The sequence below is a fragment of the Paenibacillus sp. NAIST15-1 genome (genome assembly GCF_001894745.1).
GTDB classification, from domain to species: domain Bacteria; phylum Bacillota; class Bacilli; order Paenibacillales; family Paenibacillaceae; genus Paenibacillus_B; species Paenibacillus_B suaedae.
Window position 1 is genome coordinate 135,840 of sequence record NZ_BBYF01000003.1, and the last position, 26,933, is coordinate 162,772.

Annotated in this window: 26 protein-coding genes; all 26 read right to left on the reverse strand. The window is 47.3% G+C overall.

What is annotated here, in order from left to right:
- Positions 1-2 precede the first annotated feature (2 nt).
- Complete coding sequence (locus tag PBN151_RS08095) at positions 3-500, reverse strand: GNAT family N-acetyltransferase (RefSeq protein ID WP_072728608.1); 498 nt, start codon at positions 498-500, stop codon at positions 3-5.
- Positions 501-540: 40 nt separating this feature from the next.
- Complete coding sequence (locus tag PBN151_RS08100; protein ID WP_072728609.1) at positions 541-921, reverse strand: hypothetical protein; 381 nt, start codon at positions 919-921, stop codon at positions 541-543.
- Positions 922-944: 23 nt separating this feature from the next.
- Positions 945-1,172, reverse strand: coding sequence for a GrpB family protein (locus PBN151_RS32640; RefSeq protein WP_483311008.1), 228 nt, complete (start codon positions 1,170-1,172; stop codon positions 945-947).
- Positions 1,091-1,315 carry a GrpB family protein gene (locus PBN151_RS32645; protein WP_072728611.1) on the reverse strand — a complete coding sequence of 75 codons (225 nt, stop codon included), beginning with the start codon at positions 1,313-1,315 and terminating at the stop codon, positions 1,091-1,093. Before PBN151_RS32645 ends, PBN151_RS32640 begins: the two co-directional genes overlap by 82 nt.
- Before the next feature lie 102 nt (positions 1,316-1,417).
- Positions 1,418-4,567: an efflux RND transporter permease subunit gene (locus PBN151_RS08115; protein ID WP_072728612.1), complete on the reverse strand. Its 3,150-nt coding sequence runs from the start codon at positions 4,565-4,567 to the stop codon at positions 1,418-1,420.
- Positions 4,568-4,633: 66 nt separating this feature from the next.
- Complete coding sequence (locus tag PBN151_RS08120) at positions 4,634-6,010, reverse strand: sensor histidine kinase (RefSeq protein WP_072728613.1); 1,377 nt, start codon at positions 6,008-6,010, stop codon at positions 4,634-4,636.
- The gene (locus PBN151_RS08125) at positions 6,003-6,686 is read right to left on the reverse strand and encodes a response regulator transcription factor (RefSeq protein WP_072728614.1); all 684 of its coding nucleotides are present in this window, start codon (positions 6,684-6,686) and stop codon (positions 6,003-6,005) included. Before PBN151_RS08125 ends, PBN151_RS08120 begins: the two co-directional genes overlap by 8 nt.
- A 134-nt stretch (positions 6,687-6,820) precedes the next feature.
- Positions 6,821-7,390, reverse strand: coding sequence for a YdeI/OmpD-associated family protein (locus tag PBN151_RS08130; RefSeq protein ID WP_072728615.1), 570 nt, complete (start codon positions 7,388-7,390; stop codon positions 6,821-6,823).
- Positions 7,391-7,622: 232 nt separating this feature from the next.
- Entirely contained in the window at positions 7,623-8,540 is a 918-nt protein-coding gene (locus PBN151_RS08135) for a helix-turn-helix transcriptional regulator (protein ID WP_072728616.1), read from the reverse strand.
- Positions 8,541-8,608: 68 nt separating this feature from the next.
- On the reverse strand, positions 8,609-9,250 hold the full coding sequence (locus PBN151_RS08140) for a hypothetical protein (RefSeq protein ID WP_072728617.1): 642 nt from the start codon (positions 9,248-9,250) through the stop codon (positions 8,609-8,611).
- A gap of 2 nt (positions 9,251-9,252) precedes the next feature.
- A complete protein-coding gene (locus PBN151_RS08145) occupies positions 9,253-10,443 on the reverse strand; it encodes a glutathionylspermidine synthase family protein (protein WP_072728618.1) in 1,191 nt (396 codons plus the stop codon).
- A complete protein-coding gene (locus tag PBN151_RS31155; RefSeq protein WP_072728619.1) occupies positions 10,443-11,447 on the reverse strand; it encodes a hypothetical protein in 1,005 nt (334 codons plus the stop codon). The genes PBN151_RS08145 and PBN151_RS31155 overlap by 1 nt, the downstream gene beginning before the upstream one ends.
- Positions 11,448-11,474: 27 nt before the next feature.
- Positions 11,475-11,684 (reverse strand): hypothetical protein, encoded by a 210-nt coding sequence (locus tag PBN151_RS08155; RefSeq protein WP_072728953.1) that lies wholly within the window; start codon positions 11,682-11,684, stop codon positions 11,475-11,477.
- Positions 11,685-12,040: 356 nt separating this feature from the next.
- Positions 12,041-12,757: a thioesterase II family protein gene (locus PBN151_RS08160; protein WP_083545058.1), complete on the reverse strand. Its 717-nt coding sequence runs from the start codon at positions 12,755-12,757 to the stop codon at positions 12,041-12,043.
- Between the two features lie 57 nt (positions 12,758-12,814).
- Positions 12,815-13,630 (reverse strand): inositol monophosphatase family protein, encoded by an 816-nt coding sequence (locus PBN151_RS08165; RefSeq protein ID WP_072728620.1) that lies wholly within the window; start codon positions 13,628-13,630, stop codon positions 12,815-12,817.
- A gap of 296 nt (positions 13,631-13,926) precedes the next feature.
- A complete protein-coding gene (locus PBN151_RS08170) occupies positions 13,927-14,316 on the reverse strand; it encodes a DUF350 domain-containing protein (RefSeq protein ID WP_072728621.1) in 390 nt (129 codons plus the stop codon).
- Positions 14,313-14,987, reverse strand: coding sequence for a hypothetical protein (locus tag PBN151_RS08175; protein ID WP_072728622.1), 675 nt, complete (start codon positions 14,985-14,987; stop codon positions 14,313-14,315). Before PBN151_RS08175 ends, PBN151_RS08170 begins: the two co-directional genes overlap by 4 nt.
- Entirely contained in the window at positions 14,987-16,177 is a 1,191-nt protein-coding gene (locus PBN151_RS08180; RefSeq protein ID WP_072728623.1) for a glutathionylspermidine synthase family protein, read from the reverse strand. The genes PBN151_RS08175 and PBN151_RS08180 overlap by 1 nt, the downstream gene beginning before the upstream one ends.
- Entirely contained in the window at positions 16,177-16,875 is a 699-nt protein-coding gene (locus PBN151_RS08185; RefSeq protein ID WP_072728624.1) for a hypothetical protein, read from the reverse strand. The genes PBN151_RS08180 and PBN151_RS08185 overlap by 1 nt, the downstream gene beginning before the upstream one ends.
- A 28-nt stretch (positions 16,876-16,903) precedes the next feature.
- Positions 16,904-17,113, reverse strand: coding sequence for a hypothetical protein (locus PBN151_RS08190; protein WP_028532274.1), 210 nt, complete (start codon positions 17,111-17,113; stop codon positions 16,904-16,906).
- Positions 17,114-17,447: 334 nt separating this feature from the next.
- A complete protein-coding gene (locus tag PBN151_RS08195; RefSeq protein ID WP_072728625.1) occupies positions 17,448-19,208 on the reverse strand; it encodes an ABC transporter ATP-binding protein in 1,761 nt (586 codons plus the stop codon).
- A complete protein-coding gene (locus PBN151_RS08200; protein WP_083545059.1) occupies positions 19,201-20,976 on the reverse strand; it encodes an ABC transporter ATP-binding protein in 1,776 nt (591 codons plus the stop codon). The genes PBN151_RS08195 and PBN151_RS08200 overlap by 8 nt, the downstream gene beginning before the upstream one ends.
- Positions 20,977-21,052: 76 nt before the next feature.
- Entirely contained in the window at positions 21,053-22,039 is a 987-nt protein-coding gene (locus PBN151_RS08205; RefSeq protein WP_072728956.1) for an ABC transporter substrate-binding protein, read from the reverse strand.
- A gap of 200 nt (positions 22,040-22,239) precedes the next feature.
- Entirely contained in the window at positions 22,240-25,017 is a 2,778-nt protein-coding gene (locus PBN151_RS08210) for an S-layer homology domain-containing protein (RefSeq protein ID WP_072728626.1), read from the reverse strand.
- Positions 25,018-25,283: 266 nt separating this feature from the next.
- On the reverse strand, positions 25,284-25,811 hold the full coding sequence (locus tag PBN151_RS08215; protein ID WP_072728627.1) for a GNAT family N-acetyltransferase: 528 nt from the start codon (positions 25,809-25,811) through the stop codon (positions 25,284-25,286).
- A gap of 406 nt (positions 25,812-26,217) precedes the next feature.
- Complete coding sequence (locus PBN151_RS08220) at positions 26,218-26,874, reverse strand: helix-turn-helix transcriptional regulator (RefSeq protein ID WP_072728957.1); 657 nt, start codon at positions 26,872-26,874, stop codon at positions 26,218-26,220.
- Positions 26,875-26,933: the final 59 nt, after the last annotated feature.

Sequence of the window (26,933 nt, forward strand, 5' to 3'; positions counted from 1 at the left end):
GTTCATGCCCTATTTACTTGAGCCAGCATCGTGATGGACGTTCCCACCTCACCTACTGCCTTGAACCCGAATCGCTGATACAATTTCACGGCTGCCGCATTGTCTGGATCTACGCTTAAGGATACGCGATCAATTCGCTGCTCGCTCAATCCAGCAAATAATTTCTTCATTAAAGCGCTTCCTAATCCTTGACCACGATAAGCCGGTAGAATCGCCATTCCCAGTTCCGGCACTTCGCTGCTTACAAATCCGTACCCTCGTTTATCCTCACTAAAGTATCTCACCGTGATAGAGCCAATGGATTCTCCTTCGGCATTTTCAGCGATATAACCCAGATCGCCTTCCCTGCCCCAATCTTCCACATATTTCGAAATGGAAGGTTCGTTAATAATATCAAGGCTGAAGGATTCCTTGCCTTCCGGTACATACAAAGATTCATATAGCGTTATCCATAAAAAAGAGATGTCTTGTTCCCTTATTGGTCTAATAGTATATTTCATTCTAATCCCCCCCCTCTTATATCTATTAATAGAATTCTTTCTAATCGCTTACGAGCCATGTCTTTGCATCTTCAGGATCTTCGTAGAAGGACATATTCAGTCTGATTCCCGACTTTTTTATTCTTCTTTTCAATCTCCACATATTGAATCTTGTTAACCCTACTATCGACAGCTTATCAATGCGTGCATGTAAATTCGTAATATGCGCGATAAATTGCTGCAGCACTTGTTCCGTAATCGTGGTCTTATAAAAATCCACCCATATCTTCAATCTCCTGTTGGTGTGAAGGATAAATTCCTCTTCTTGCTTCATTAATTCGAACAGCTTTTCTGTATCCGAATAATGGCTTCCGTACTTCAGGCAGTGGATTTCCCCCCCCTTGTAATAGTAAGGAAATATCGATCCGCCAGGAGATTTCATACTGAATCACTTCCCTCTCTGATCTAAGAGTTATTCGAACGAAAATCCTGTATTACCTTCTTCACAAATGCTTCTTTTCCTGCGGTGTAAGCAAGTTCGTCATTGCTGTATAACGCTGCGAGGCTTTGCTTTAGCTCGACATATTCTTGTGCAAGATTCGGATTGGCTCTTAATTGGTCTCTGAATATAAGTAGCGCATTCCATTTCTCGCTATTATGAACAACGACATGCAGAAAGTGAGTCTTAACCAGATTTTCGAGGCTTGAAAATTTGGCATACACGACTTCGTCCTCAGGCGTTTATCATTAAATGTTGATATGTCCCCAAGATCGTTTACGCCGACTGCCATGTCCACGATCGGTTTCGCCTGAATTCCGATTGCCGTACTTCCCACCCCCTTAACAATAACGCGACCCAGACTTAGATAAGATTATCTCAAGTCGGGTCGCGCGTCGCTATGTCATATTCCACTATTATACAATAACTTCATTCTCTCTTAGAAGCTTTCTTCGATAAACTTTCGTTTGCGCCCGGTCAATAGATATAGCACCGGAACGAAGATAAGCGTCAACAACGTTGATGTCGTTAAACCGCCGATAACCGTGATGGCTAGTCCACCCGAAATCAAGCTTGTCGTCGAATGCGACAAAGCCAGCGGCATCAGTGCCAAAATGGTGGCAAAGGCTGTCATCAGTATCGGTCTGAGACGCGTCGCGCAAGCTTCGACGATCGCTTCTTGCAGCTCCATGCCAGACTTGGCATTCCGTTCAACGCGATCCAGCATGACGACCGCATTCGTGACGACGATGCCGACGAGCATCAGCACACCGATCATTGAGCTCATGGACAACGTCTGTCCGGTAATGAGCAAGGCGCCGAACGAGCCGATTGGAACGAACAGCAGCGAAGACAGGATGATCAGTGGCGTCCGCAGCCCGCCAAATGTTACGCTCATCACGAGGAAAACGAGGCCAATCGCTCCAACCATGGCAAGCAATATGCTTTGGAATCCATCGTTGATCATCGACAATCCGCCGCCATAATTCACTTCCACATTTTCCGGAAGCGTCAGGCTGTCAATGTCCTTCTGCACTTCCTTCGTGATCGCGGCAGTATCCGTGCCCTTGATTGTCCCGCTTACCTTCGCATACGTTTTTCCGTTATCGTGGCTGACGGATACAGGTGCGGTAATTTCGTGAATATCGGCGATATCACTTAATTTCTTCATTCCAGCTGCTGAAGGAATCGTCACATTCTCCAACTGATCCTTCGACGTAATTTGCTCCTTATAAGAGAGCGTCAAGTCCCATTCCTTATTGTCCAACATGTACGTTCCCACATTGGTCGGTTTCAATTGCTCACTAACGACCTGCATGATCTGGAAGTAGGAAATACCGGCATCCTTGCCTGCCTGGTTGATCGACAGCTCCCACTTCGGAACGACTCCGTTCAAGTTGTTCGTAATATTTTTCAAATCGTCCCGCTGTTTCATCAGCATCTCCACTTGATGGGCTGCCTTGGACAGCGCCACGGCATCGGAAGAATACAAGCTGACATCGATATTATTGCCGGAAGGCGGGCCTTGCGCTTGCGATTCCTTGATCATGACTTCCGTATTTGGAACGATCGCGTTAACGGAATTCGTAATTTCTTTTGTCGCTTTATCAATCAATTCGTCCGTAGCCGTTCCTTCTTGAAGCGTGACGGTGTAAGTCGCTTTATTGGCTGACGAAGCGCCTAGCAGCATTTGACCCCCGCTTCCCCCCATACCAATCGACAACTGATAATTCTCTACCTCATCTACCGACTCCAAATACTTGTCCACTTGCTTGCTGACTCTGTTCATTTGCTCCAGCCCCTCTTTGGCTGGCATGCTGACTTCGATTTGAATCGCTGGTGCAGCACCTGTCGGCAAGAAAGAGATGCCGAGCAGCGGGATTGTTGCCAAAGATCCAAGGAGCAGAACAATGGACGCGACAATCACAAGGGCCTTACGATGAAGCGCGCCGCGCAGCAAGCGCTCGTAACCGCGAACGAGGATACTTTCCTTCGTATGCGGCTTCACTTTGTTGAAAAACTTCGCGCCGAGCACGGGGATAAGCATCATGGAAACGAGCAGCGATACGAGAATTGCGATGCATACCGCAATCGAGAATGGACGGAAAAACTCGCCGACGATGCCATTGACGAAGGCCAGCGGGAGGAACACGACCACCATCGCCAACGTGGAAGATCCAACAGCGCTGATCACTTCCTTCGTAGCCTTATAGGCAAGCTCCTTGCCGCCCATTTCAGTGCCCTTCTCTTGGCGCCATCTGTAAATATTCTCGATCACGACAATACTGTCGTCAACGATGCGTCCTACCGATACCGCGATGCCGCCTAGTGTCATAATATTCAATGTATATCCCATCTGATCCAATAGCGCAATCGTCGCAAAAATCGAGATCGGCAGCGAAAGAATCGAAATGAGCGTTGCCCTTACGTTGCGCAGGAATAGGAATATTATCAGAATGCAGAACAACGCCCCGTACAAGCCTTCGCGAACCAAGCCGGATACTGATTCCTTAATGTCCGCACCTTGGTCGTTAATGACATGGATGTCCATGCCTGCCTTGCTCTCATGATCAGCTAGCACGTCTTTGACGGCGTCGGCAACATCTGCCGTGTTCGCGTCTTGAGATTTCATGACTTGAATGACATAGCTTTCTTTGCCATTAAAGCGCGAGATTTGATCCTGCTTCGATATGGTCTTCACTTCGGCGATGTCCGATAGCTTCACGGATGAAAGCAAAGATGTCGAAGAAGCAGACAGTTGTTGTCCCGTTTTGCCTGCTTGACCCGATTGAGTTTGCTTTGGCATCTGGCCTTGATTCATTGGGCCCGGTGCTTGCGCGCTTTGACCGCCGCTTGCTTGCAACTTCATATTCTCGATTTGCTGAACCGCGTTGACCTTGCCAACGAGCCGAATCGGAATCGTATTGTCTTGCTGATTGACGGAACCGAGAGGAACCGCATAGTTCTGCGCTTGCAGCGCGCTCTGAATCGCACTCAGCGAAATACCATATGCGCTTGCCTTCTCTTTGTCAACGACAATGTTCAGATGCTTCGAGGTTGTCCCTTGCAGCTCGACCGAGCTCACACCCTCTAACTTTTGCAGCTTCGGAACAATTTCCGTTTCCAGTTGCTTTTGCAGCCCTTCGGGATCATTTTTCGATGAAAAAATCGCCGCGGTATATATCGGCATTTCATTGGCAGCCAGTCGTTTAACAGCCACGTTCGCCTTGTCCGGCAGGTTTACCTTCGAGACTGCCGATTCGACATCCGCAGCAATCTTATCCATGTCTTTGCCGAACGGATATTGAAGGAAAATGGCTGACGTATTTTCAGACGTCGTACTCGTTAACGTGTCATACCCCTCCAGCCCCTTCAAGCTGTCCTCGATCGGAGTCGTGACATCCGTTTCGATTTCCTCCGTCGATGCCCCAGGGTAGATCGCCTGCACGAACACGGCAGGAAAGCTGACATCTGGATACGTTTGCTGCTTAATCGTCGTGGTTGAATAAAGTCCAAGGGAGGTCACCAAAATGCATAAAATAATGACCGCCACTCCATTTTTCAAGCTCAGCTTGCTTAAGTAACTCATGCGTAGTCCCCTTTCTATTACGAAAGGAGTATACCATCTGAATTTGTCCCGAATGTGTTCTCAGCTTTACAATTGTTCGAAGGCCAGCGGCAGCTTCACCGTCATAACGGTTCCCTCGTTAAGGGCTCCGCCAACCGTGATGTCGCCATGATGCAGATCTACGATGCGCTTGACGATTGACAGTCCGAGCCCGTTTCCTTTGACCGCTGTGTCCCTGGATTTATCCGTTTTATGAAAAGGTACAAAAATGAATGTCCGCTCTTCCTCCGCGATGCCAATTCCGCTGTCCGCTATGCGAACGATCGCCCATTGGCCGGAACGTTGAAGCGAGATCTGAATACGTCCTCCCTTAGGCGTGAATTTAACAGCGTTGTTCAGCAGATTCGTCCATACCTGATTGAGCAAATCTTCGTCCGCTTCGATCATCAATTCTTCTTCCAGCTCGAGTTCGATCTCAAGCGACTTCGCCTTCCACTGCGGTTCGCTCGCAATCACCGTACTTCGAAGCTGCTCGTCCAAGCGGAACTTCCGCGGAATGACGGCCGGATGCTCGGATTGAAGAGAAGACAGCCGCAGCAGATTCTGACCCATGCGGGACAAGCGCTCGCTCTCTTCCTCAATGATCGTCAAATAATGCACGCGCTGCTCCTCATTCAGCTTCTTGCTCTTGAGGGCTTTGGTGAAACCGGATATAGACATAAGCGGCGATTGAATCTCGTGGGACACATTGCTGACGAACTCGCTTCGCATCTGATCCAGTGCGGCGAGCTGCTTGGTCATGTCATTGAAACTGCTCGTCAGTTGCCCGACCTCGTCCTTGCTTTTCGACTGGATCGTTACATTGAAATTGCCGGCAGCAATCTTGCGAGTTCCTTCCGTTAAGACGCGCAAAGGCCTGACGATATAACGCGCCGCGATCAAGATGAGTACACTACCGATGATTAGGGCAATGATCAGCACCGTGCGGGTAACCTCTTGGAAGGTTTTGATCATCTCTTGGAAGCGAGGCGAGAGGAACAACGCATAAGAACGAGAATCGATCTGGAAAGGGAGCCCGATCAATAGATGCTCCTCCTCCCGTCCACTCTCATTGACGTGAATTGTTCCCCGATAAACACCACCGTTCAATACAGACTGCAGCTTTGAAGCATCGACGCTTCCAATATTTTTATTCTGATAAATCAAGAGTTTGGACGTATCGAAAATGCCTATGTTCAAGTTCGACAGATTGGCAGCTTGCTTCATATACTCCTCTGCCTCTCCCTTCGGAGAGCTCTGAAGCATTCGAATCACCTTGCCTCCATAGGCAATGATTTCATTTTCGATCGAGCCCTTGATCTGCTTCGTATAAATCGTCGTCGATACCGACAGGGCAGCGATAAGACTCACGATAACAATCCCGATGAACACTAACGCGACCCGGAAATAAAGCGACTTAATCACGCGCCACCTCCAGCCGGTAACCAAGCCCGCGCAGGGTGACGATTCGGAAAGACTCATGATCGGCGAAGCGCTCGCGGATTTTTTTTACATGCGTATCGACCGTTCTTTCGTCTCCTTCATAATCCATGCCCCATATCTGATCGATCAATTGCCTGCGGGTAAACAGTTGTCCCGAATGATTCGCTAGCTGATAGAGCAGTTCGAATTCCTTGCGCGGGAGCGTGATTGTCTCCTGATTCGAGCGGTCGAAAATCTGATACCCGAGCTTATCAAGCGTTAGATCACCCAGTTCTATCTGCTGGGAGGACGCAATGCGATAACGTTTGAACAGCGCTTTTACCCGCAGCACCATCTCGAGCGGATCGAACGGTTTCGTCAAATAGTCGTCCGTCCCCAGATGAAACCCTTTGATTTTATGATCCTGCTCGCCTTTGGCAGTAATCATCAATATCGGAAACTCCCCGTGTTCGCGCAGCTTGCGGCATAACTCCCATCCATCCAGCTTGGGCATCATAATATCGAGAATGACCATATCGAACGGGCGTCCTTCGGCAACGTATTTCCATGCATCCTCGCCGTTAGCCATTTCGATTATTTCGAACCCTTCGTCGGTCAAATACAAGTTCACCAGCTCCCGGATATGGGCGTCATCGTCTACCAGCAATATTTTCGTCACGTGTTATCTCCTTCTAGGCTGTTTATTACTTTTCTTTGTAACTTGTCCAACCTATAAAGTCAAATACACGAACGTTATGAATTCCGAACCGAAATTTTCGCCATGTCCGTTCTTTGAAACATATCCGAGCGCACTTAATAATCGAGGAGTCGTCCATTATCATGCCATTGACCGTACATTTTGTTCTCTCTGGTGTTTGTTATGAATTTATCTAATCTGCTCCTATATAATTCTGGTTGATTTTTACAGCCTTGGATCGTATCGATCCGAACTCTTTTATAGAGATCCGGAAATGCCATAAAATTCTCATATACTTGCTTTTCCTCTTTTAGCCTTTGCTCTATAACCTTATCTATTTTAAAAGAATCGTGGCCCATATCAGGCAATACCTTTCTTCCTTCGTCTCTCATTAAGCCCAACTTTTCGAGGCGGCGGACACGTTCCTTATTCAATTCAGTCCATGAACTTCTTTTGCTTCGGGGAGACAGTCTCTGCGCCAGTTGTGTTTCAGATATTTTCTTTTTGATTCCATCGATCCATCCAAAACATAAAGCTTCTTCGACCGCGTCCAAATATAGCAGCGTATCCGGGATTGGCGTCAACCGAACTACGACCCAACAAGAGGTTTCAGTCTTACTATTCTCCTGCAGCCACTCCCTCAAATCTTCTCTCGATTTTGCCGTAATTAAATTTCCGATTTCCATATATTACACACATTCTCCGTTCTCATGTTTTGGGTTATTGAATTCATTATAGAGCCTATGGCCTTTGATATCATCGACATTACTGGCCAGACGCGGCACAATTTCTGATATGCGTGTTTGACGGATTCCGGCCATTGGATTGTTAAGCAGAATGGCTTGCTTAAATCAAATCGGCTTACTTCGGAGCCATTCTCTGTTGATAGTATAAAAAAAGATGTATGACAACAGTCTGTCATACATCTTCATAAAGCTTGAGCGCATTTTGAAGCTGTGCTTTTAAGATGCCTCGCAGTGCATAAGGTTCGAGAACTTCGGCGCCACTGCCAAAACCAAGCAGAATTGTCCAAAGCCATCGTGCTTCCAACGGTTGATAAACAGGAATCCGCATCGTCATACTTCCATCGACATGAAATTGCTTATCAATCTGGTGAAACTGATCCAGCGCTTCCGCCAATGCCTCCGGCCGCACCCGGATCACTACATCCTCCAACTGATCTTGCCATCCCTTGTTTGAAGAAGCAGCCTCTTCCGGCACTTCTTGATGCGGTTGAAAAGTATCCTGTGTCACGAACAAATTCATCAACCGCGACAGTCGGAACTCCCGATAATCTTGCCGAGCTCGGCAAAACCCGTACATGTACCAATTCCGATATTTAAAATGAAGCCGCAGCGGTTCCAGCTCACGGGTCGTGCGTTCATTCTTTGCATTGATATAATCAAAGCGGACGATATTTCGCTGGGCAATGGCCATGTGTAAACAACGAAGCACATCGGGTTCCGTGCGCCAGGTTTCCAGGTCCACGGACAGAGTCGTGGCGCGATCCTCCGATTCAAGCGTCTGCAGTCTTTCGATGGTCCCCAGCGCACGCTCATCATCAAATACGGTGGAAAGGCTTCTGAGCACGGTAATCAGAGAATTGACATCGTATGAACCGAGCAGACTTTTAACCATTTTGTATCCATCTATCATCCCATATCCGCCATTCGTTCCTTGATACGATACGACCGGGAAGCCCGCGGCACAGATCGCTTCGATATCCCTGTAGATGGTTCTTTGGGAAACTTGAAACTCTTCGGCCAACATGGAGGCAGACAACACGTCATGGTTCAGCAGCTTGTAAATGATAGAGATCAATCGCTCCAATTTCATATGTGTCCCCACCCGTTATTACAATTCGTATGGCTGGTCAGTATTATATCACAGATTTATTTAGATATTTAATCTGCCCATCCCCTGAATTTGGCCATCGCTTGGTCGTAATTGTTCATATCGTGTACTTCTTCCAGCAATACCGCAACCTTTTTCTTAGTTTTCATTTTGGAATACCGTTCCTGATTGATCGGCTGCTTAATCGTGTGCCCGGATGGCAGCGTCATGACCGCAAATTGACGGTATTTCCCTTGATATTCCGTTTTATATACACCAATCAATTCAACTTCTGCCTTCAGGCTGAGCTTTACATTTTTCAGTTCCTTTTCCGCTGCCTGCTTGGAAGAATAGGTTTTGATCGCCTTCCATGGAGACAGATGCACATCATTCCGCTTGCCGTCCTTGACGACCATGTCGGCCGTCATATATTTCAGCGCCCAGATCGTATCGCCGGTTGCATAATTGCCATCGTTCGGCAGCAGCTCGTTATCGGGAGAAAGCGTCATGTCTCCTCCAATGAGATCACCAACCGTGACAGATTCGATTTTATAATCCCATGGCACCGTCGTTGCGTTCACGTTGGCAGTACTCTTACCGTTGCCCACGCTCTCTCCCGAACGATGATTGCACATGTTTGCGACTAAAATAATAATGGCGATTGCTATTACGATCGTCAATATTTTACGAGAGTTATAGGGTTTGCGGCTCATATCTATTTTTTCACTCCAATCGCGATGAATTGGCTGTTATTGCCCGTGATTAACCCGCCGGCACGGCCTAAAATTCCGCACGGAACGCCGTTAATGACGAATACCCCTGTCAGCAGCCGAAACGTGCCGTGGCTTAGCTCGATGCTCGCCAGGTCTGCTCGCTTCTGGAATACGCGGCTAAAGAAGCAGCTCGTATCGAATCCGTCCTTATCCTCGACTTCCATGTTGCCCTGTCCATCGAATAAGCGTACGGAGCCTCCTTCGCGCCCAAACATCGATTTGGACACATAGCTTCCATTAAATACGGCCTTATTGTAGGTGGGCAGCACGTAATGCTCAATAACGGCATGCTCCTCCTGCGTGTACATCTCTGAGCCTAATTCGTGAATAGCCCATATGACAGCCTGCAGCCCTTTCGATTGTAAAATGATGGCATGCGGGGAATTCAGGATCTGAATTTGGCCTGTTTCGATCGAATAAGCGAGCGCTTCTCCGCCATCGTCGATACCCATCCATTCCTTTGGATACAACGCGAACAGACTTCGTATCGTCTGCTGTCCCACCTTGACTTCACCCTCATCGATCCACATATCCAAGCAATCCATGCAGCTTATTTGCAGCTCCGAATGCTTGACCAGCATCTCGATCGTTCCTGAATCCTCGGCATGCTCACCATACGCGACGCAAGCCGCATATTCCGGCCGCTCATCGGCCCAAGCTTCCTTTATTCGTCTTGCCATTCCAACGTTCGGCGTAGCGAGTCCGTATTGCTCGCACATCCAAGGCGTCGCAACCGCCGCTTCCACATATCCTGTAGGAGTGTCTGCATTCAATTCCAGCAGCTTTATCGCCCCATCATCATCTATGGCGAAGTCGAAGCGCGCATATTTGCTTAGCTTGCCGAACTCCTTCGGCTCTATGCTATCCAAGCCATCCCAGAGCACTTCCGGTATCGATAATAATGCATATAAGTCCCTTCGCCCGAGAACAAAGCGCGCCGTCTTGTCGAAGATGTTCCAGAGCTTGGCCGATACGACCATAAGTTCCTGAGCCATGCCTTCACTTATCGCAATCACCTGATCGATCCAGTACTGCTCCTCCCCGATATCCGCCCATGTGAATCCAAGCTCTTTCAGTTGGTCTACGCGCGCCGCTCGATCCGTATGCGGTTGCCCTATCGTTTCGAATTTCATTATCCGCCGAACCCCCCGCTGCTTGATGAACGACTTGAGGAGCTATATCCGCTTGATCTCCCACCGATGCCACCAACAGATGTAGATCTTGATTTAGACGAGCCGAATGACGAACTGCTGCGGCTTGATGAACTGCTACGAGTCGATGAGCTGCTATAGCCAGAGCTGCTGGACTTCGATTTGCTATTGGATACTGATCCGCTACCGCTCACGCGATATGAATTATTCGTTGAACCTCGGCTCACCGAGCTGCTGCCAGTCTTCGATTTGCTGCTGGTTCCTGATCCGCTACCGCTCTTCGATTTGCTCCTTGTCGACGAATTCCCTCCAGATACGATGCCGCTACCGCTCTTGCTTTGCTGCTTGCTCGTTAAACCGTTGCTGACAGAAGTGCTGCCGGCCTTCGCTTTATCGGTACCGCTTCCGTTCGACGATCTACGCGTCACAGTTCCCGTTCCCTTCGAGGTAAACGGACGTACGGTTGAGTTCACGACCGGGCGGTTTTGGAAAGTATCGCTCGAGAACGATTTTGCTCGATAAGGCTTATTCGTGCGAGTATCAAAGACTTTCCCGCTTGTCGCCCAGCTGGACGAGGAATAGGGTCTGCCGCTGTTGAAAATCATGTGGTACAAAAGGATATCGTCCCAGCCAAATCCTCCATCGCGAATGACAATCGGTTGAGATGATTCGCCAGTACCATTGAATCCAGTTGTTCCAGACGCACTGTTCGATCCTCCTGAAGAAGGTACGCTTTCGCCAGTTTGTCCCACCTTCTTTTCTTCTTTTACAAAAGGGATATTCCAGTCTGCGCTTGGATCAAAATAGGCCTTGACTTCCTCCGTCGACCATTCGGTCAATTTGGGTGTTTCCGCCTGCGCGGCAATTGCTTGTCCCGTTCCGAACGGAATCATGAGCAGGTTTGCGGCCAAGGCAACGCCAAGCGATGTGCTCAATACTTTTAGCTGCGTATGTACCAGTTCTTTCTCTTTCTCTTTCTCTTCCATTCCATCCAGCCCCCTATTACTGCTTACTCATGGTTGATGTACCGCTTCGACGAGCAGCTCGAAATTACCTGAATTTACATTCAAGCGCCCTTCCAGCATCTCATATTCCATGTCGTTCACGAGCAAATAGTTGGCGTGATTCAGCAATTGAATCATCGCAGCGTTCCATTCCCGCTCATCGAGCAAGACTAGTTCACCCGAAGAGGTCTTTTCAAATATGATCATTTTGGTCTGCATGCTCTTCTCTCCTATCATAATCATGGATCTTCCACCAAAATTCCTCAATTAGTATATCATCTCTCAAAAAAATGTTAAGTAAATATTTTCTTTTTTTGCTATTTAGACTCTATTTACAAATAAAATTTCGCTTTACGCACAAATTTTAAGTTAATATTTTACATTTATTCATCAATTTCACCTCATCTTCAACCGAATGTGTATTGATAAACTTTCAACCTATGAACCCTCATTTTAGTAATGGGAAAAAATCTTTTTCCTCCTCTTTAATGTTCGCTCCTTGTTCCATCCAAAAACAAAGATGACCGACGTCCTCAATCAGACGTCGGTCATACTCATTACAGTTCTTTTATCTATCACACGGTGAGAACAGGAAGTAAGGTACGATTTAATATATCGGTTACCTTCGTGGTGTACTCGTTAAGGAAGAAGTGGCCGCCTGGAAGCATATGTACGGTGCAATCGGCGGAGCTGTGCTGCTTCCAAGCTTGCAAATCCGGCAAGGAGATTGCATCCTCCTCCCCGCTTAATACAGAAATGTTACAGGAAAGTTTGCCCAGACGCTCTTCATATTGATACAAATCCACAAGTCTGAAATCCGTCCGCAATACGGGAAGAAACAGCGTTAAAAGCTCTTTATTCTCGAGCAGCTCTTTGGGCGTTCCCCCTAATCGAATAATCTCATCCAGAAACTCATCGTCCGGGAGATCGTAATATTTCGTCCGTCTGCTTTCGATATGCGGTGCTCTACGCCCGGAGAAAAAGATATGCTTGGGCTCAGGTCGCTTCAGCTCCGATATTTTGTGCGCGAGATCATAAGCAATCCAGCTTCCCATACTGTGCCCGAATATCGAGTAGGGGCCTTCATCAAGCTGACTTTCGATCTTGCCATACACGTCTTCGATCATGTCTTCGAAGCTGTCATAGAACGGGGTTCCAAAATACTTGCCTCTGCCGGCCAATTCTACGGGAATCAGTTCAATGCCCGTTGCCAAATGGGCTTTCCATTTGTTATAAATCATGGCAGACGCTCCTGCATACGGGAAACAAAATAATTTCATCTCTGGCTTCATCTTTACCTCCTAAAATACATAGCTTTATATCTATAAAAGCATTGATATCGCTTGGAGTTACGGTCGTACTGGGACTGATATGCCCGTTCGCACCATTCGCAACAGCTCTTGTTCATGGTCTGGATGACAAGCGATAAGGTATGGCTCTGAATTCATCCCAGTAAACGTTTCCCCATTAAAATCAATGACGGATCCGCCCGCTTCCTTAACCATCAGAATGCCTGAATACAAGTCATCTCCTTCAGATTTATACAGAACGATTCCATCCAAATCTCCCTTGGCAAGCATGCACCATTGCAAGGTTGGAGCCCATAGGCGCATCATTCGCTTGCATCTTGTGTCAATATAATGGCGCAAGCCAACTGCGATAGGATCCTGCTGTACCTTATGCCCTTGAATCCAGCCAATATTCCCTTTGTGCAAACTAGGACAGCTCTTTACTTGCATTCGCTGGTCATTGCAATAGGCTCCATTCCCAACTGCTGCGTGAAATAGTCGATCCGTCATCGGCTCATACACCACGCCCACAACCGGTTCTTGTTGATACATAACGGTGATGGAGCAGGAGAAGAGCGGGATACCAATTGCAAAATTATTTGTTCCGTCCAGCGGATCTACGAGCCATTGCCAATCACTGCTGACTCCAATAACCCCAGCTTCCTCACTATGGATTTGATGATCAGGGAAGGCAGCCTGTATTTCCTTTACAATGATTGCTTCCGCTAATAAATCAGCCTCTGTAACGACGTCTCCATGCTCATCTTTCATTTCTACGTGTGCCACTTGATCGAACAATTGCTTAATCGCCAGTCCAGCTTGTCGAGCCGCCTCGATTGCTACTTCTCTAGCATCCTGAATGATAAGCTGATTCACGATATAACCTCCCCCCGTTAGTAGGATGAATAACTACATGACCACTACTATTTTCCCGACTAGATGTGCATAGTTGATCACTAACTACCTCGATTCATCTTCCATATCTTGTATACAGTTTACTAGGTTCGAGTTAACTAGGCAATTCATAGATACATCATGAACATAATCATTACGTAAAGGAAGGTGCCATTCTTGGCCTTGAGACAACCACACGAAAAAAAAGACTCCCTTCTATAGAACAAAAGTTCATGTTCCTAAGTTACTAATCAGGGAGTCCTTGTGTACACAAGCGATTATATGATTAAACTGCTAATAGCGAATCCCATGCCAATGTATAGGAAACACAATAATATACCAACTGCAGTATTCCGATTCTGCAACTGCTCAGCTACACTCATCTTCGGAGTAACGAGATCAAACAGCAAATACGTTGCGATCAAACAGATGTATCCAACGCCAAACCATAGTGCCATATGGATAATGGATGAGTTCGTAAAAGCCGACACACCGAGCACAATTGCCGTGCCCATGAACTTGCCGCCCATCGCAAGCCCTACTGCAACATTGCCCTTCTTCAATTCTTCGAAATCATTAAATGGCGTCAGCACACTGAACACATACATGCCGATAAATTGTAACGCCATGATCGTGAGAATACTGATCAAAATATTCATAAATATCATTCTGCCCACCCCCGGAATTTGGCCATCGCTAAATCATAGTCCACAAAATCATGAACTTCTTCCAGCATCACGTTGACCTTTTTCTTGTTTTTGAACTTCTGATAACGAACATCATCAATTGGCTGCTTCACTGTATGTCCGGATGGAAGGGTGATCACGGCGAATTGACGGAGTTTACCCTGGTACTCGGTTTTGTACACACCCACTAATTCAACCTCGGCCTTCAAGTTGAGCTTCAGCTCCTTCAAATCTCTCTCGGCCGCTTCCTTGGATGAGTACGATTTAATCGGTTCCCATGACGACAAATTAATATCGTTCCCCTTCTCGTTAATAGGGAGCATATTAGCTGTCATATACTTGAGCGTCCATACTTGATCACCAGTCGCATAATTGTTGTCATTCGGCAGCAGTTGATTATCCGGCAGGATTGTCATATCTCCTCCGATGATGTCTCCTACCTTAGCGCTCTCAATCTTATAATCCCAAGGTACCGTTGCTGTATCTATGGAATTGTCGTTTCCTTCAGCTCCGAGATTAATGATGTACACGAAGAAAATAATTAGACAGGCAAATATCCCTAGCACAAGCAGATTGTTGATCATTCGTTTCTTTTTTTGCTGCTGAACACGAATGTCGTGATTTCGACTCCCGCTATTTCGATTCAGGCTCATTATTTTTTCACTCCAATCGCTATAAAATGGCTGTTATTCCCGGTAATAAGTCCGCCAACTCTGCCAAGTATCCCGCATGGCACCCCGTTGATGACGAACACACCCGTTAATAAATGAAAGGAGCCGTGATGCAAATCCACTTGTGCCATTTTGGCACGTTTTTGATAGATTCTGCTGAAGAATCGACTTGTATCAAATCCATCCTTATCTTCGGTTTCTACATTTCCTTGCGAATCAAATAGCCGCACAGAACCACCTTCGCGGCCGAACATCGACTTGGATACATAGCTACCGTCAAAGACAGCTTTGTTGTACGTTGGCAGCATGTAATGCGCAATAACTGCATGCTCTTCCTGTGTGAACATTTCTGAGCCCAGTTCATGGATCGCCCAGATAACCGCCTGCAGTCCCTTCGATTGCAAAATGATCGCATGCGGTGAGTTCAGTATCGTTGTATATCCATTTTCAATGGAATAAGCAAGTGCTTCTCCACCTTCGTCAATGGCCATCCATTCCTTCGGGTACAGCGCGAACAGACTGCGTATCGTCTGCTCTCCTACCTTCAGCTCCCCTTGATCCACCCATAAATCCAGACAATCGATGCATCGTATTGGCAACTCTGAATGCTTAACGAGCATGTCAATCGTACCCGAATCTTCTGCATGCTCACCATAACCTACACATGCAGCATATTCAGGCGGATTACTCGCCCAAGCTTCCTTCACTCGCTTTAACATTTCGCTATTCGGTGTCTCAAGTCCGTATTGCTTGCACATCCACGGTGTAGCGACTGCTGCTTCTACATACCCAGTTGGGGTATCTGCATTCAACTCCAACAGCTTGATCGATCCATTATGATCAATAGCAAAATCAAACCGAGCATATTGACTCAGCTTGCCTATTTCATTAGGCTCAATCTGCTCCAAGCCGTCCCATAACACTTCCGGAATCGATAAGAGTTCATAGAGGTCTCTGCGACCGATTATAAAACGGGCAGCCTTGTCAAAGATGCTCCACAGCTTCGCCGACACCACATGCAGCTCCTGGCTCATGCCCGCATTGATTGCAATGACCTGATCTACCCAGTATTGTTCCTCTTCGATATTCGCCCAGTTGAATCCTAGCTCTGCCAATTGCGCGACACGTTCTGCTCGATTCGGATGCGGCTGACCAATGACTTCAAATCCCATTATCCGCCGAACCACCCTCCGCTTTTGGAACCGCCTGACGAACTAAAGCTGCTTGATTTACCGCCGATTCCTCCAGGCGATGAGGAACTTGATTTACTTGATCCAACCGACGATCTGCGAATAATAGAACCCGAGCCGTTCGAAGTAGTAGGTCGAACCCTCGAATTCACGACAGGACGATTCTGAAAACTATCCGAGGAGAACGATTTCGTCCGATATGGCGAATTCGTCCGCGTATCATACACGCTTCCGCCTGAAGACCAACTCGTAGAGGAATAGGCGCTTCCTCGATTGAAGATCATGTGATAGAGCAGCATGTCATCCCAGCCAAATCCTCCGTGATGGACGTATGTCGTATGAGATGACCCTCCCCCTGACGAGCTGCCTCCTCCAGATGAGCTGCCAGTGCTCCCGCCAACACTACTGCTTTCTGATTCTTTCTCCTCTGGCAGTGGAATGTTCCAGTCCATATTGGCATCGAAATACTGCTTCACTTCCTCTGTCGACCACTCAACCAGCTTCGCCTGATCAGACGGAGCTGCACTCTGTTGACCCATCGCTGACGAACTCATAAGCAGATTGGCGGCAAGCGCAACGCCCAGGGAGGTGCTTAATACCTTGAGCGGCTTTGCCGAAGTCGCACAGGATTCAGTCGTCTCTGGACTTGTCGTCTTCTGCTCCTGTTCATTTCGTTCCATTAATCCTTCCCTGCTTTCCGATATATTTTCAAGGCTTTCGAACTGACTCGACGAGCAATTCAAAATTGCCGGTGTTCACATTCAGCCGGCCCTCCAGCATCTCATATTCCGCATCATTCACGAGCAAATAATTCGCATGTTCAAGCAGCTGCACCATACTGGTAGTCCATGCACGCTCGTCTATTTTCACCAGTTCTCCTGAAGACGTTTTTTCAAGAATTAGGATATTTGATTGCATGACACATTTCTCCCATCTTTAATGATAAAATAATCCACATTAGCTTACCTAGTATATCATTTTAGCGTACGAATTGTAGACAAGAACCTCCAGAAACCTGCATCTTGCATGTAAAAAAACCGCTCCAATGTAAATGGGTACTACAGTCCCTTTTACTTTAGAACGGTTCATTTGATGTTTTCGTGAAGTTATCTAGCTCTTTGTGTTACTAGATCGAATATCTCTATCCTTTCTGACCCGATCCTGGTATCAACAATCAATAACTTGCGTAAGGCTAAGCCCAAGAATCAATGGGACATTATGAAGTAATCGCTATCCTCATTCCCCTACTCCTCTACTCTTCTAATTTCTCCCTTCTTCCTGCAACCCCTCTCCCAATCTTCCAGCCGCCAATCTTCTGCTGCTCATGCCATAGGCGATAGTACGTGCCTTCATGCGCAAGCAGTTCTTCATGTGTGCCTTGCTCCGCAACCCGACCCTGCTCCAGCACAACGATGTTATCCGCTCCGCGGATCGTCTTCAGGCGGTGAGCGATGACGAGCACCGTCTTGCGCTGCGTCAGTTTCTTAATCGCGCGCTGCAAATGCATCTCGTTCTCCGGATCCAGCGAGGCCGTCGCTTCATCCAAAATGATGATTGGTGCGTCCTTGAGAATGGCTCTAGCGATCGCAAATCGCTGCTTTTCTCCTCCTGACAACATTGCCCCGCCTTCTCCAGCAATCGTAGCGTAACCGCGCGGAAGCTTCATAATGAAGTCATGGCAATAAGCCTCCTTAGCTGCCTTCACCACTTCCTCATCCGATGCATCCAGCTTGCCCATTCGAATATTGGCTGCAATCGTTTCATTGAAGAGATATGGCTGCTGCTGCACCGTACTAATTCGGCTTAACAGTTTCTCGCTTCTTATCGCACGCACATCTACGCCGCCAATTTTTACAGCACCTTTCGTTACATCCCAATAGCGTGACACCAAGCCCGCTAATGTAGACTTGCCTGCACCGGAAGGCCCAACGATAGCGGTCAGGCTATTTTCAGGGATATGCAAATAAATATCCTGTAATACTTCAGCATCCCCGTGACTGAACGATACGTGATCAAATTCAATCCCGTATGCTTGAGGAAGCAGGGGCTGTGCAGACTCTACCAATGGCTTCTCTTCAAAAATATCCCTTATCCGTTCCCCAGCAGAAGCCATATAGCGAATTTGAATCAGTGAAGCGCCTGCCACACGAAGCGGCTGATAGAACTTCATGCTGACAACCAGAAAAATAAGCAGCACAGAGACATCGATAACCCCGCCTTCCAGCAAGTAGCAGCCCACCATAAGCAGCAGGATAAACCCAAGTTCCAGCACAATAGAGAACAGCATGACAACAGGTGACGTCATCGCCTCCACTCGTATACTGTCATCTCGCAGCCGCGCCATGGCTTGCTCCAATCTCCTAAAGCGCTGGCCAATTTGATTGTGTGCCTTCATTAGTCGGATCGTCTGCACGTATTCCAATAGACGAGAGTTCACAGCCACTGCGGCTGATTGCCGCAGCTTGCTGCGCTTTGCCATCACTCGCTGCGACCAGAATAATAATGGCAAGGCGAAGGGCACGGATACAAATACAGCGAGCGCTAATCGCCAATCGACAAGCAGCAGGAACAGTCCGCTTACGATAGGCAGTGTAATCGCTCCAATGAATTGATTGAATAGATGCGTCAGGATCATTTCCACTTCATCCACATTTGCCAAGAGCGTGTGACTTATATCCCCTTGATCCTTCCGTGAAAAGTACCCCATCGGCAGCTTGCGCAAATGTTCGCCCAGGCGCAGCCGCACATCCTTCATGATCAATGCGCCTGTACACTGTGCATCGATCTGGCCCATACTCGCAAATATCGCTTGGACGCAAAATAACAGCAGCAGAATCGCCAGCCACCAGCCAATTTCCAAGGCCGTAGGCGTACCGTTGAACAAGGATACCAATACTACGAATAGCAGCCCCATTGGCGCGGCATTCGCGACCATTTCCACGATGGTGAAAAGTGTTGCTCGAGTGAATAAGGCTCCCGAACGACCGGTTATGAAGCGTATAGTGTTAAACATAGGCCCCGTCCTTTCCTTCCAGCGACCAATCGTCTGCTTCGCGATGCGCGATCCACATGCCGGCATACAGCGGATTGTGCGCAAGCAGTTCGTCATGCGTGCCTATGCCGGATATGTGTCCATCCTCCAAGACGACGATACAATCGGCATCTGTTATCGAAGACAGTCGATGCGCAATCACGATGACTGTCCGTTGATGCATCAGTCTGCTCAGCGCGTCCTGAATTTTCGCTTCATTTTCCGCATCTGCGAATGCAAAGGCTTCATCTAGAATAAGTATCGGAGCATCCTTCAAAATGGCACGTGCAATCGCGATGCGCTGTCGTTCTCCGCCGCTGATGTGCACGCCGCCCTCTCCAATCAACGTATTGTAGCCGTTTGGCATCGCCATAATGAACTCATGCGCCTGCGCGGCTTTAGCAGCAGATATCAGCTCATCATCCTGAGCTTCCCCTTTCCCCATTCGCAAATTAGCTGCGACCGTATCGCTCACGATGGGAACATCCTGGAACACAAACGACACCATATCCATCAATTGCTCTGGTGGGATCGAGCGGATATCAATTCCTCCAACCTGAATTGCTCCACTTGAAACCTCGTAAAAACGAGCGATTAATTGAGCTGCCGTTGACTTGCCCGCTCCTGAAGGCCCAACAAGTGCGGTCACCTTACCATGCTCTGCCGTAAAATGAATGTCGTGTAACACTTGCCGGTTCTCATACGCAAACGTGACATTTTGAAAGGAAATATCGAATCGGGTGGTTGGCATGTTCCCCGTGCAGACGGTCATGGAGGATGACAGCTCCTCTTCCGCTAACAGCTGTTGAATACGCCGAACCCCTTCCATGTTGTTCTGCATCATATGAGCCAAGGTAGAAATCTGGCGCAGCGGTGCAGTTAATCCGACACCGAGCAGCAGAAACAATACAAGCACAGGGAAGGTTACACTTCCTTGACCGTACAACCAAGCTCCCAGCGGCATAATATACAGCAATCCCGATTCCAATAGAAGCAGGAACAGCGTATACAGCGGCGTTTTTTTACGGGCAATCTCGCCCCATAAGGCCGCATAGCTTTCAACAGAGTTGCGATAGCGGGCGAAAGAATGTACGGTTTGATTAAACGATTTAATGACAGGCATCGCATGGACAAACTCAACAATTGCGCCGTTCATCGTTTCCGATAAATGATGCATCTGTTTCATATCCTCTGAGCGTCTTCCACGCAAAAATATAATGCCCTGAACCGCATAAGCTGCTGGAATCGGCAGCAAGGCGGCGATCGCAAGCCTCCAGTCCACACTGAATAAGTATGCTATCGTTAACAATGGTGCCACAAGGGAAGCCGTCAAATCCGGAAGATGGTGAGCGATGAAAGACTCAATTCGCTCCACATCATCGGCTACGATTTTTTTTACACGTCCTGAGTGTTGTTCACTGAAAAAGCCAAGCGGCAGTTTGCCGAGCTTATCGATCAAGCACGCACGCAAATCATAAAGCACATGAAATGCTGCGGCATGCGCCAGCATCGTCGAAGCCCCCATCAAGATGAAGCGCAGCAATATCGAAATAAAGGCCATAAGAATGAGCCAACGTATGTCGTGCCACTCCACAGTCGAGCGCAGCAAGAGATCCGTGATGCGGAACACAAGCACGTACGGAACCAAAGCAAATACAGCGCCTGCCGCGGAGCAGATACAGGAGGCGATTAATTTGACGCGCTGCTTCTGTACCAGCCGCAGCATAAACGGCAATGGTGTAGTTGCCATGATGCAGCATCTCCCTTCCTTATCCTTAACAGTCAATCTAAAAAGGAACAGCAAATAACTGGAACTATGAACCCCGCTAATCTAACTGATCCGTTTTCCCCATAGCCTGCATGATCTCTTCGATCCCGTCGATCTTCGCCAATGCCATTGGCCCAGGCAGTGAAGGGTCTGCAAGCTCATACACCCGGTTGTTCTTGACGGCATTCATGCTGTTCCACACCTTGCTGATCTTCATCGCTTCCCTAACACCGCCTTGGATCGGATTCTGCCAGTTGTTGATGACGAACAAGTGATCCGGGTTCAAGGCAGCAAGGCTTTCGAGCGTTATCTGTCCGTTCGCCTGTGCAGCTTCTACCGGCTTCAATCCAAGTCCCTTATAGAAGGGATCAAATCGACCGTCATTCCACATGACAAACATCTCTTTGCCGCTATACATCGTAAATAGAACGGACTCATTCTGGCGGAACGCCAGTTTTTCCTTATACTCCGCGCTCTTGCGATCGAATTCCGCGAGCACCTGCTCAGCCTTCTCCTCCTCGCCAATGACTTCAGCAATTTGCTTCAGCGTTTCTCGCCATTCTCCAGCCTGCGGGAAAATAACCGTCGGGGCGATCTGCGACAATCGCTCATACTGCTCCTTCATATCATCTGCCGCTATGATCAAATCCGGCTGAACCGCCAGCAGCTTCTCGAGATTGGTCTCCATACCCAAGTCCTGAATTCCTTTGCCTGCAATTCGCTTGCTCAAGCTGGGGAAATTTCGCTCAATAATCTCAATTCCTTGACCGGCAATCGGATACGTGTCCAATACGGCCATATAATCGACAAAGGATATATAAGGCGTTGCGATCTTAAGCGGCTTCGCTTCCACGATCGTCTTGCCGGACAAATGTGTAATCGTTCGCGGGTACGCTGCCGCTGATGCTGCTTTATTGCCCGCAGCTGTCTGCTGTACCACTTCTTTCTCTTTGTCTGCATTTTCCTTGGCATCATGATTGCCGCATCCTGTAATCAGCAGCAGACATGCACATAACATTACCGTGAATCGTTTCATTGTTTTCATCTTCTCTACTTCCCCTTTGCGAGTTCTAAACTGATCAATGATAATAGTGAGAATCATTATCAATAGAATCATGTTACTACCTTCCGTTTCTTCCTGACCACCAGCAGACGGAGTAAGATGGCGGTTGTACGGATAAACAAGCAATAAAAAAAGACCACTCTTTAAGGAGCGGTCAGTAAAAAGCGATCAATATGTTAAGGTTACAGCTGCAAATAAAGACGATACAGCATTCGTGCGGCTTCCCCGCGTGTAACAGCCTCGCGTGCTTTAATCTGTTTATTGGCGGGAACATCGATCAAGCGCTGCTTCACCGCCAAGGACATCGTGGGCTTGGCCCACTTGGATACCGTTTCTTTATCTACAAATAGATTTAAGTACTCCTCCGGATTCGAAGGATAATAATAATGCTTCCTTTCATGCAGGAATCTTGCGCCGATAGCGGTCATTTCTTGCCGTTCTATCGTACGATCCGGCTTAAATGTGCCGTCAGGATAACCTTCGACGATATGATTTTTTTCGGAAGAAGCGATAAATGGATGATGCCATTGCGACGGCTCCACGTCCGAGAAGCTTTCCTTCGCCGTTTCATCCATAACGTTAAACGCTCTTACCAGCATAGCCGTGAACTCTGCACGGGTTAGCAGAGAATCGGGCATAAAATTGCCGTTTCCTTTTCCAGAAACGATTCCTTTGGAGCCTAAAAATTGTACCGCTTGCATCAACTCTGGATCTCTGCCGTTCATATCTGGGAATGATTTTGAATTCTCTTCTACAAGATAGGTTCCAGAACGATTGATTTCCGCTTCCATGCCGTTTTTGGACGGATTATACTTCCCGCCGATCGGCTCCCTAGCCTTCCCATTCACATAGAACACACTTGTGTTTGTCGCATCTATTTGGCTAGTAGGCAGAATGAGCTGAATATTACTTGGTATGCCCGAAAGCTCCTGCCCTTGCTCATTTTGAAACTGTACACGATATCCGCCGTTACTCTCTTTTACAAAACGAATGACGATAACCGGCTGCGATTGGAACAGTCGCTCTGCGGTCGCTACATTGAACACGAGTTTCGCATCCCCTGCATGAACGGTAATATAGTCAATATCCTTACGGCCGATTAAGCCCTCCTTATTAAGTTTGAACACATATTCATTTTGATTGGACACTGTCACAATTTCCGCATTCACAATCAGTTCTCTCACAAGTGTAATCTTATTCTCTGATAGCGTCTGCTGAATTGCTGACTTCTGCTTAGACGCATTTCCAGCTAAACGTGCAAGCAGCTCGGATGTTATCACGAATTGGCCGTTAACAGGAGTCAGCTTCTCGCTGCTTGCAGCTGTAATCACAAGTTCTCCTGCTTGTGTCAAGCCTTCTACCATTTGCGGATTCTGCTTGTCAATGTCAGGAAGTGAACGGACTGCTGTGAGATACGTATTGGACTGCATGCTGCCACCCATGACATACAACAATACATAAGTCGTCTCATTCGGTAAGCCAGGTCTGCTAATGGTAGCTCGTACAATGGTTTGTCCCGGGGTGATCCCTTTCACAACCGGTACGCCATTTACATTCGCCAAGGTCCCGATGCCCGGATTCTCAATCGTATACGTGATCCGAGTTCCGGGAACCACATTGGTTGCGATTATAGGCTGTAGCTCGCCAGGCTGCAGCATCGTGATGAACGGATACAGGCTGATTTCAGGAGATGTTCGTTTTTCTGGCTGAACCACTGCCTCAGGACGCTTCTCAGTTGGTATTTCTGTTGTTCCAGAACGTTCACCATTCGGGGTTTGTGTTCTGCTTGGACGTTTACTTTTTGATATTTCTGTTGTCTCAGAGCGAATGTCAGCTGCTATGCCTTTCGTGAACACAACAAGCTTTGGCAAGGAAGCATCATAATCATCCCACGCCCACAAAGTCTGATCCTTTTTTAAAGCATAATACCATGTAGAATATTTGTCCCGATGCTTAAAGTATATGGTAGCGATATCCGTAAGCTCAGGGAATACTTTATCGTCGTTGTACACGGACCAAAGCTGATCATCCGTGTGCAAAAAATACATGGTGTCAATAAATTGATCTATTAATGGTTGATCTCGCAACATCATGCTAAACTCAACCATAGCTCGAGCGCCTGTTGCTATGTCTAATTGCTTGGGAATCGCTTCAGGATTATACGCTGGCCAAGACCAGACCGTTCCATCTTGCTTGAATGCAAAGTTTTTATAACTGCTTATCTGTATGTTGACGATATTGACAAGTCCTTTGATCTGCTCGGGACCTTTGTTTTTCGAGATATAATCCGGAAGGTACGAACTTGTACTCCATCTCCATACCGTACCGTCTTTCTTAACCGCATATGCGAAACCGTTCGCAGAATTTATGGATGCGACATCATCAAGCAACTTGGATTGAATTGGAATCGAAGAGGCATTGCCCATTTCCCTTCCCCAACTCCACACCGAACCGTCTGATTTTAATACGAACAAGGTCTTGAAGTTAGAACTGTCGAAAAAATCAGCGACGAGTGAAGTTACGTTATCCAAATCTTTGATGGGCGACGGAGTATTCATAGGGCTATGTATAATAGTGGCGTCGGCTTCGCCAGTTTTGGAGTCCCAATACCATACGGTTCCGTCCTTTTTTAACGCAACATAGTTAATAATATCTCTACCGTCCATCTCACGCGATTTGTACCTAAATTGCTTTACATCCTGCAAGCCCGGAATGTGGTACATTTCACCTACATAGAAATCTAAAGTTTTTAAATAATCTTTGTTCAAGACCCAAGTCCAAACGCCGCCGTTCTTTTTCTCCAGCAGCACATTGTCGTCAAGAATGTCGTAATCCTCGCCGATACGTGTATATTGCTGTTCGCTAAGGGCACTTACATCATTCCCTTTGGCTTGAACCGAACCTGAATGAGCTGTAAGGACTAACATAAGGCATAGCAACGCTGACATTAATCGTTTCATTGTCGACCTCCATTAGAAATGTGATTGTTCCTCTCCATGCTGCCTTCTGGATTCCCAACAGTAAGCCGATTGCCTGTCCATCTTTTTCAATTTCGTTTCCCCCTCTTTTTTCTATATATTTCTTACTATCCTTTCATCGGTTAAAAGCTGCTTCGATTTCACTTTCGGCTACATTGTTCATATAAATACGAAAACTTACAAACACAAAAGTGCTGGCAAATTGCGCCAGCACTTCATCGTACAATCCTATCGAAGTAACATAACTTCTAAAGCGTAATCAGCATATGGATATCTTTCGGCTCTTTTTGGAAGAGCTCAGGATCTACTTCATCCGTCAACTGGCTGCCATTGCTCTTGTAAAAGGATACCGCCGAGCGAGTTTCCGTTGAAGAAACATAGAGGTGCTTTGCGCCCCTTCTTCTCGCTTCTTCCGCCAGCTCATTCATAATGCGCGATCCGATCCCTTGTCTGCGATGAGTCCGAGATACATACATGAGATCAACCTGAAGCTGGTCGTGCTGCTCCCCGCGCCATTGATGAGCCAATACGCCGAAGCCTACTAAGGTGTCTCCATCGAAAGCACCGACGGCCATACCGCCGTTCTGCAGTTCGTATACATATCGTTCTTCCATCTCCTGCAGCTGCTCGATGTCCCAATTCGGACATTCGTGGTTCGCATGGATTTCCGTCATCTTGCCGTCATGCATCTCATAAATCAGCTCAATATGCTCCGAGCGATCGATTTCCTTCAATTTGTCCACTTGAGCTTCCGTCATTACTTGATAGTTTATCATTGTACTTCCTCCTATTTTTGCGTGAATGTGTCATTCCAAATCGCTTTTCATCAGCTGGTATAACCAACTGCGACTTATCATGCGGCATTCAGGCAAAATGCAGGACGGGCAGCCATTAGAATCCTGATTCTACAATTATGGATTACCCTTTCACCTCCCTCTTAGATGCTAATCTATTATTGCAATGCGCTATTAATGCAATAGTTCTACTACTTGGATGCAGATTGGCCGCAAAAGGTTTCCGCAAAACATCATCCATTATTATACATCCATTCATGCGCTAACGATAGTGTCATAATTCGAAACATGCCGATGTTATGAGTTAAATATGAAGATAACAAAAAAGCATGCTCGAAAAGCCTGTTAGGGAAGCTTTATTGAACATGCTCCAATATTGATTTTACATTTACGAATCTTGCATAATGTGATAACTGCACACACTTCCACCTTCAGCCATGCATGCTGTACGCTCTACTTGGACTTGGAGCAAGGAACGAAATAATTGCAGCTCGCAGCGGCAGGCATGGCCGTACCTGCACGCCACTTTGGCAATCGGACAGTTCTTCTCTTCGAAGGAAAAGGAGCCATCTGCATTCGGATGCACGTTTGCCATGTAGCCTTGTTCATTTTGCACTCGAACGAGCGCCTCCAACCGATCCTCTAGCGTTTCTCCAGTAACTGTATCTTCATATCGTCGTTTCAGCTTAGTGCTTCTCTGTTCGAAGAACAAAGCCACACCCGTTTCCCCGTACAGCGCCTCAAGCTCATCGAACAGTTCAGTCGCTAGTTCATCATATTGACGTGGATACAGCTCTAATGCAGAATCAGTCAGTTGATAATAATGTGTCGGTCTGCCAACCTGATGGCGCTGCACCTTCGTTACGATGTGCCCCTCTTCTTGCAGTTCCGTTAGATATCGCCGAATTGCAACGCCTGTCACATCCATCCGATCAATCAGATCCTGAACTGTGACTGTACCGAGCTTTTTCAGCCAGAACAATACTTGTTCTCTGGAGGTGCTGTCTTGGCCGGAAAGATTTACTACACTCCTCTTTAGGCTCATACTCATGCGCATGCTCCTTTCCCTAATCATTCAATGCTCCAAGCGCCGTGTATTCCATC

What these genes read in the sequence shown, in the direction of transcription:
- PBN151_RS08210 (WP_072728626.1), bottom strand. Translation starts at nt 25,017, where the DNA reads ATGAAACGATTAATGTCAGCGTTGCTATGCCTTATGTTAGTCCTTACA.
- PBN151_RS31155 (WP_072728619.1), bottom strand. Translation starts at nt 11,447, where the DNA reads ATGGAAGAGAAAGAGAAAGAGAAAGAACTGGTACATACGCAGCTAAAA.
- PBN151_RS08200 (WP_083545059.1), bottom strand. Translation starts at nt 20,976, where the DNA reads ATGGCAACTACACCATTGCCGTTTATGCTGCGGCTGGTACAGAAGCAG.
- PBN151_RS08185 (WP_072728624.1), bottom strand. Translation starts at nt 16,875, where the DNA reads ATGGAACGAAATGAACAGGAGCAGAAGACGACAAGTCCAGAGACGACT.
- PBN151_RS08140 (WP_072728617.1), bottom strand. Translation starts at nt 9,250, where the DNA reads ATGAGCCGCAAACCCTATAACTCTCGTAAAATATTGACGATCGTAATA.
- PBN151_RS08160 (WP_083545058.1), bottom strand. Translation starts at nt 12,757, where the DNA reads ATGAAGCCAGAGATGAAATTATTTTGTTTCCCGTATGCAGGAGCGTCT.
- PBN151_RS08095 (WP_072728608.1), bottom strand. Translation starts at nt 500, where the DNA reads ATGAAATATACTATTAGACCAATAAGGGAACAAGACATCTCTTTTTTA.
- PBN151_RS08155 (WP_072728953.1), bottom strand. Translation starts at nt 11,684, where the DNA reads ATGCAGACCAAAATGATCATATTTGAAAAGACCTCTTCGGGTGAACTA.
- PBN151_RS08205 (WP_072728956.1), bottom strand. Translation starts at nt 22,039, where the DNA reads ATGAAAACAATGAAACGATTCACGGTAATGTTATGTGCATGTCTGCTG.
- PBN151_RS08180 (WP_072728623.1), bottom strand. Translation starts at nt 16,177, where the DNA reads ATGGGATTTGAAGTCATTGGTCAGCCGCATCCGAATCGAGCAGAACGT.
- PBN151_RS08175 (WP_072728622.1), bottom strand. Translation starts at nt 14,987, where the DNA reads ATGAGCCTGAATCGAAATAGCGGGAGTCGAAATCACGACATTCGTGTT.
- PBN151_RS08100 (WP_072728609.1), bottom strand. Translation starts at nt 921, where the DNA reads ATGAAATCTCCTGGCGGATCGATATTTCCTTACTATTACAAGGGGGGG.
- PBN151_RS08220 (WP_072728957.1), bottom strand. Translation starts at nt 26,874, where the DNA reads ATGAGCCTAAAGAGGAGTGTAGTAAATCTTTCCGGCCAAGACAGCACC.
- PBN151_RS08215 (WP_072728627.1), bottom strand. Translation starts at nt 25,811, where the DNA reads ATGATAAACTATCAAGTAATGACGGAAGCTCAAGTGGACAAATTGAAG.
- PBN151_RS08190 (WP_028532274.1), bottom strand. Translation starts at nt 17,113, where the DNA reads ATGCAATCAAATATCCTAATTCTTGAAAAAACGTCTTCAGGAGAACTG.
- PBN151_RS08135 (WP_072728616.1), bottom strand. Translation starts at nt 8,540, where the DNA reads ATGAAATTGGAGCGATTGATCTCTATCATTTACAAGCTGCTGAACCAT.
- PBN151_RS08130 (WP_072728615.1), bottom strand. Translation starts at nt 7,390, where the DNA reads ATGGAAATCGGAAATTTAATTACGGCAAAATCGAGAGAAGATTTGAGG.
- PBN151_RS08170 (WP_072728621.1), bottom strand. Translation starts at nt 14,316, where the DNA reads ATGATATTTATGAATATTTTGATCAGTATTCTCACGATCATGGCGTTA.
- PBN151_RS08195 (WP_072728625.1), bottom strand. Translation starts at nt 19,208, where the DNA reads ATGTTTAACACTATACGCTTCATAACCGGTCGTTCGGGAGCCTTATTC.
- PBN151_RS08145 (WP_072728618.1), bottom strand. Translation starts at nt 10,443, where the DNA reads ATGAAATTCGAAACGATAGGGCAACCGCATACGGATCGAGCGGCGCGC.
- PBN151_RS08115 (WP_072728612.1), bottom strand. Translation starts at nt 4,567, where the DNA reads ATGAGTTACTTAAGCAAGCTGAGCTTGAAAAATGGAGTGGCGGTCATT.